Below are 6,502 nucleotides of genomic sequence, written 5' to 3'. Positions count from 1 at the left end.
CGACGACACCCACCACGCCTACGTCGGCAACGGCTACCTGGGGCAGCGCGTACCGCCCAACGGCGCCGGCTACACCGACAGCGACGCCAAGACCGGCTGGCCGCTCTTCACCCCGAGCTACGACGGCTCGTTCGTGTCCGGGCTCTATGCGCACAACCAGCAGACCGCCGCGGACCGGCAGGCCGTCGCCGCCCTGCCCACCTGGACCGGGCTCACCGTCGGCACCGGCGGCGAACACAGCGATACCTTCAACTCTTTGACGAAGTCGGGTCGAATATCCGGATATCGTCAGGTCCTCTTCCTGCACTGCGGCATCGTCCGGACGTCCCTGACCTGGACCGCCGCCGACGGGCGCAAGACCGACCTGGTCTACGAGGTACTGGCCGACCGCGACGACCCGCACACAGGCGCCGTACGGCTGAGCATGACGCCGCGCTGGAGCGGCGAAGCCACCGTCACCGACGTGCTAGACGGACGCGGCGCCCGGCGCATCCGCCAGACCGGCGGCGGCGACCGCACCACGGGGTCCGGCCGCGACGGCCGGACCATGGACGTGGCCTTCCGCACCGACGGCACGAACACCGACGGTGCCGTCGCCTCCACCCTCCGGGCCGGGCACGACGTACGTGCAACCAAGCCCCAAGCCGCCAACGAAGAAAGGGACTTGAGCGCACGGCAATCCCTCACCTTCCCCGTCCGCAAGGGCCACGCCTACGAACTCACCAAGTACGTAGGCGTCGACACCGCCCTGACGTCGCACGCGCCCCGCCAGGACGCCACCACCACCTCACAGCGCGCCGCCCGGCAAGGATGGGACAGGCTGCTGCGCGCCCACACCGCGGCCTGGGCCCGGCTGTGGCGCTCCGACATCGAGGTGCCAGGGCAGCGCGAACTGCAGGCATGGGCGCGCTCCGCCCAGTACGGGCTGCTGTCCAGCACCCGCAAGGGCGCGGCCAACAGCATCGCCCCCGCCGGGCTGACCAGCGACAACTACGCCGGCCTCGTGTTCTGGGACGCCGAGACCTGGATGTACCCGGCCCTACTGGCCACCGCACCCGACCTCGCCAAGACCGTCGTCGAGTACCGGTACCGGACCCTCCCGGGAGCCCGGGAAAACGCGCGCAAGCTCGGCTACCAGGGCCTCTTCTACCCCTGGAACAGCGGCAGCAAGGGCGACCTGGCCCAGGAGTGCCACAGCGTCGACCCGCCCCACTGCCGCACCCAGATCCACCTCCAGTCGGACATATCCCTCGCCACTTGGCAGTACTACCTCGCCACCGGCGACACCCACTGGCTGCGCGAGCGCGGCTGGCCGGTGATGAAGGGCATAGCCGAGTTCTGGGCCGGCAGGGTCAGCCGCAACACGGACGGCAGCTACTCCATCAAGGACACCGCCGGGCCCGACGAGTACAGCAATGGCGTCGACGACGCCGTCTTCACCAACGCCGGAGCCGTCACCGCCCTGCGCAACGCCACCCGTGCCGCACAACTGCTGGGCGAGCGCGCCCCGCGGGAGTGGACGGCGATCGCCGACCGGATCCGCATCCCCTACGACACACAACGCAAGGTCTTCCAGCAGTACGACGGCTACTCGGGCAGCAAGATCAAACAGGCCGACACGGTCCTGCTGATGTACCCCCTGGAGTGGCCGATGCCCCAGGGCGCCGCGACCAGCACCCTCGACTACTACGCCCAGCGCACCGACCCCGACGGCCCCGCCATGACGGACTCGGTCCACGCCATCGCCGCCGCCGGCACGGGCGAACCGGGCTGCTCGACGTACACCTACCTGCAACGCTCCATCAGGCCGTTCGTACGCGGACCCTTCGCCCAGTTCTCCGAGGCCCGCGGCGCCAAGGCGGGCGCCGAGGACCCCCTGGCCGGCACGCCCGCCCACGACTTCCTCACCGGCAAGGGCGGCTTCCTGCAGATCTTCACCAACGGCCTGACCGGCATGCGCATGCGCGAGGACCGGCTCCACCTCGACCCGACGCTGCCCCCGCAACTCGGCCGCGGCGTCACCCTGCGCGGCCTGCACTGGCAGGGCCGCACGTACGACATCGAGATCGGCGCCCACGACACCACCGTGCGGCTCACCGACGGCGCGCCCATGACCCTCGACACCCCGAAGGGCGAACGGATCCTCACCAAGACCGCCCTGGTCCTCGAAACCCGCCGCCCCGACTGCTCCACTGGACAACATGGCCGCTGCACCACTGTCACCGCCTCCTCCGAAGAACCCGGTATGTACGCGGCCGCAGCCGTCGACGGCAACCCGGCCACGGCCTGGATCCCCGACGGTCCGAACGGCGAACTGACCACCGACCTCGGCAAGGCCGTACGCGTCACCAAGACCACCCCCGTCTGGAGCGGCCCCGCACCCACCTCGTACAACGTCCAGCTCTCCCTCGACGGCCGGCACTGGCGCGATGCCGCCGCCGACAGCGTCAGCGGCGGGGCGGTGCCCGCGCGGTACGTACGCGTGGTCGTCCGCGGTGGGGCCAACGCCAAGTCCCGCACGGGTATTGCCGAGCTGACCGTCTCGTAACGACCGACAAGGACAGGCGACGAGGCGCTCTCCCCCTGCCCGCCGTGGCGCGTGCGGGGGAGAGCGAGCCACCCGGCGGGCCCCGAGCCTCATGCCCCGGGTTCGCCGTCCGTCCTGGACCTTGACGATGGGGTCATGGCGAACCTGGGCCAGGACACGCTCGACGGCGACCCGATGACCACCTACCGGGATGCGGTGGCCGAGTGCCGGGCGGCGTTCCGTGCCGCCGGCGCGCTCAATCCGAAGGATGCTGGTCAAAAATCAGTTTGTAACTGACATTGGTTTTTGCGAGGTGTTGTTGGACGGCCGGGCAGGTGGTCGCATGGGCAGCGTGGGCCGGTGCCGGTTGTGCCGACAACCCCGTGAGCGCCGTCAGGGTGAATGCGACCCACTGCCATGCGGGGGGAGTCATGCCCGGGGCGGGTATCTGCTGCAGAGGGCGAAGGCCGGGGCGACCCCGTCCTCGGCCACAGGGAAGTGGCCTTGGAGGGTGCTGCGCCTTTCCGGAGCCACGGCCGGATCCTGGGGGAATGGAGTGCCCACCGCCACCTCGATGCTTTACGTAAAGTTCCGGAATGTCACGGTAAGTGCCCGGATGTTGGCCTGCAACCGGCGACGCGCCTGTGCCTCGTTCAGCGGTGGCGGAAGTGCCGTATGGGGCGGGAGCGGGCCAAGCGGGGCGCGGGTGCGCGTCGCCATCCCGGGCGGTCGGCCCGTCGCCCGTAGCCGTGAGGTCAACGACGCGAGCGGGGCCTACCCGCTGCTCACGCAGGTGGGGTGATGATGGCCACGGTCACCGACCTCTATCCGACCCGCGGCAGCACGGAAGTGGTCACCGAGCGGGGCGACCCGGTCGTCTGGCCGGCCTCGGCGCAGGAGATCGCGGCCGGCCCGCGAGCTGGAGAACGCATGAGTGACGAGCTCCGTAGCTCCGTAGCCCCCTCAGGCCCGGGTCGCCTGCGGATCGCAAACAGGTACTACGGTGCCATGCGTGGAATCGTTGATCACTGCCATCCGCGCACAGGACGAAGCTGCCCGTTTTCTTGCCTGGCCGGGCGACTTCGACCTCGACCGAGGCGACCACGGCGAGGAGGTCCACCTCGCCTCGGGCGCCGCGTTGGAGGGTTTCGCGGGCGGTGGTGCCGGGGGCACCTTCTTCTTCTGCGGTGAAGGCGGCGAAGAACGACCCGTCCTGTACGCCGACTCCGAAGGACGCGCGGCACTCATCGCGATCGGCCTGCCCGAACTCCTGCGGCTTCTGCTCGTCGCCCCCTGGTGGCGCGACTGTCAGACGTTCACCGCGGAGGAAAGCCGCAAGCTCGCGGCCGAGTACCTGGAGGACGCGCCGGACCTCGCAGCCCAACGGGACCGTGCCGCCGAAGCCCTTGGCCTCACGCTTCCCACCGAAGGGGACGCTCTGGCCCGCTTGCGGGAGGTGGCCCTCGGGGCAGGAGAGAACTTCGTCCTCGTCTTCACCCCGGAGGACGAGCCCTACGAGCCTCTGATCAGGGACTGAGACGCACCGCGGAGGCAGACCATCCGCCCGGCCGCCTCCGCGGATGACATCGCACTCCTGGCGGCCCGCCTGGGCCGTCTCTGACTCGGACCTTCATGCGGACCGAATCGGCGAAGCCGTGGCGCCGTCGCTCAAGGCCGATGGGCCGAGGAGTCCGGCTCAGTGGATCTGGAAGGACGTCCCGGTCACGAGGGCGCCGCTGAAGTGCGCGTAGGTGTTCGGGGGCAGGGGCCGCGAGGTGCAGGCACTTGTCCAGCATGCTGTCGCGGTGTAGTTGCCGGTGTCGTAGGCGCTGCGGTAGGGCCAGTTGCCGTAGGAGATGCCCCGGGAACCGTAGAAGCCCTGGTTGGCATAGGGGATACGGCCGCTGTAGAAGCACCCGTCACCTGAGTTGCAGTAGTTGTGCCGGTCGATGGCCGGATCGGTGGTCCGGCCCGACTCCTTGACGGAGACGATTCTGCCGGTGGCCGGGTCCAGCTCGACGATCTTCGGCACGCCGGAGGTGAGCAGAGCCTGTTCCTGGGCGCTCAGCGGCGGTACGGGGCCGGGGCTCGCCTGGGCCGGGGCGGCAAGGCCCAGGCCGAGGGCGGCCGCGAGGGTGGCCAGGGCGGCGGCGCGGCGCAGAGAAGAGCGGGGTATGACGTGTCGCATGGAAGGTCCCCCCAAGCTCGGTGGTGGCGAATCGTCACCAGTGGGCGCTCAGGCTATGCGCTGCCCGCGACAGGCACGAAGACGGAAGCCGGACACGCTACGCCCCGGCCCGGGGGCTACCCTCCGTTTGGCCCGGGGGAGATCCGTAGCCTGCATTGGGGAGCGCACACCCTGGAGCGAAGATCATGTCCTCCCTAGCGTGAGGGGGCATGAGACACACCGCGACCACCACCGCTCTCGCCCTGTCCCTGACCACGGCTGCCACGATGACCGGCCTATTACCGGTTACGGCCACAAAGGCCTCCGCGTCCACTGCCGACGGCCTCGACCGCTTCCGTCACCAGCCGCTCAAGTGGAGCGCCTGCAAGGACCCGAAACTGGCCGACAGCGGCACCCAGTGCGCCACGGTCAAGGTGCCGCTGGACTACAGCGACCCCCATGGCCGTACGCTCGACGTCGCGATCTCGCGGATCAAGGCCGCCGATCCGGCGAAGCGGCGCGGCATCCTCCAGACCAACCCCGGCGGCCCCGGCGGACGCGGCCTCGGGACGCCCGCCATCCTGCGGGCGCAGATGACACCGGAGGTCGCGGCGGCGTACGACGTCATCGGCATGGACACCCGGGGGCTCGGCGAGAGCAGTCCGCTGGACTGCGGGCTGACACGGGCGACCTGGCTGCGGTCGGTGGGCACGGACCGCGCGGGCTTCGACGAGAGCTGGCGCATGGCGAAGAGCGATGCCGATGCCTGCTGGAAGAAGTACCCCGACATCCTTCCGCACATCTCCACCCGCAACATCGCCCGTGACGTGGACCTCGTCCGCAGCGTGCTGGGGGAGCAGAAGACCTCGTTCCTCGGACAGTCGTACGGGACCATCCTGGGCGCCACCTACGCGCAGATGTTCCCGCGCCGGGTCGACCGCCTTGTGCTGGACAGTGCGCCCGATCCCGCCGCGTACTGGATAGGGATGCAACAGGTCATGGGTCCTGCGAACGAGCGGGCGCTCGACGACTTCGCCGCCTGGGCGGCAGGGCGACACAAGCAGTACGGCTTGGGCGCCACCCCCGCCGCCGTCCGCGCCACCGTCGAGCATCTGATCCGGCGGGCGGAAGCGAAACCGATCGCGATTGCGGGCTTCCGACTGGACGACCACATGCTGCCGCTCGTGCTCTTCGCGTTCGGAACGGACGAGGCAGGCAACGAGGAGTACGCCGGCGTGCTGCGGCAATTGATCGACGCGGCCGACGGTAAACCGGTCGAGGCGACCGATTCGCTCCGCGCGTGGCTGACCTTCGCACTCCGGCCGCAGGACACCGGCGCGAACGTCGACCTGGCGGCCACGATGGCCATCGCCTGCGGCGACGTCGCCACGCCCCGCGACCCCGGCTGGTACCGGAAGGCCATCGAGCGGGCCCGGCCCGCTCAGCCGGTCTTCGGCCCGATGGTCAACGGCCCGGTGCCCTGCGCGTTCTGGAAGGAGAAGCCCCGCGAAGAGCTGACCAGGATCAGCAACGACGTCCCGTCCCTCCAGCTTCAGGCCACCGGTGACACCCGCACCCCCTACGACGGGGGCCTGGCCATGCACCGCAGGATGCGCGGCTCCCGCCTCGTGACCGTGCCCGTCCGTACCCACGGACTGTACGACTCCGCACACAGCCCCTGCGCGAAGAAGGCGGTCAACGACTACCTGCTGGACGGCAGGCGGCCGGACAAGGACGCGACCTGCCCGCGTTGAGCGGCGGTTTGGGGGCCGGCGGGGATCCATCCGCCAGGCCCCAAGCCCGGGCCG

General features: G+C 70.2%; 5 protein-coding genes and 1 pseudogene. 5 read left to right on the top strand and 1 reads right to left on the bottom strand.

The window, feature by feature from the left end; genetic code table 11:
- From J1792_RS33210 to J1792_RS33200, 4 genes and pseudogenes are all read left to right on the top strand, one after another.
- The coding region (locus J1792_RS33210; protein WP_207248935.1) for a discoidin domain-containing protein at positions 1 to 2,548 on the top strand (2,548 nt) is incomplete at its 5' end.
- Between the two features lie 135 nt (positions 2,549 to 2,683).
- Positions 2,684 to 2,824: a hypothetical protein gene (locus J1792_RS33205; RefSeq protein WP_179198952.1), complete on the top strand. Its 141-nt coding sequence runs from the start codon at positions 2,684 to 2,686 to the stop codon at positions 2,822 to 2,824.
- Positions 2,825 to 3,328: 504 nt separating this feature from the next.
- Positions 3,329 to 3,472: pseudogene (locus J1792_RS36045) on the top strand (ectoine hydroxylase); the annotation flags it as partial.
- Between the two features lie 67 nt (positions 3,473 to 3,539).
- Entirely contained in the window at positions 3,540 to 4,064 is a 525-nt protein-coding gene (locus J1792_RS33200; protein WP_207248934.1) for a hypothetical protein, read from the top strand.
- Positions 4,065 to 4,223: 159 nt separating this feature from the next.
- Here J1792_RS33200 and J1792_RS33195 read toward each other — a convergent pair whose 3' ends face one another.
- Positions 4,224 to 4,715, bottom strand: coding sequence for a hypothetical protein (locus J1792_RS33195; protein WP_207248932.1), 492 nt, complete (start codon positions 4,713 to 4,715; stop codon positions 4,224 to 4,226).
- 209 nt (positions 4,716 to 4,924) lie between these two features.
- On the opposite strand from J1792_RS33195, the gene J1792_RS33190 reads away from it, so the two are divergent.
- Entirely contained in the window at positions 4,925 to 6,448 is a 1,524-nt protein-coding gene (locus J1792_RS33190; protein WP_086571411.1) for an alpha/beta hydrolase, read from the top strand.
- Positions 6,449 to 6,502: the final 54 nt, after the last annotated feature.

Origin of the sequence: Streptomyces triculaminicus, from assembly GCF_017349075.1 — a bacterium.
Lineage (GTDB): Bacteria > Actinomycetota > Actinomycetes > Streptomycetales > Streptomycetaceae > Streptomyces > Streptomyces triculaminicus.
The sequence above is the reverse complement of the archived record's forward strand: the minus strand, read 5'-3'. Positions and strand labels throughout refer to the sequence as shown.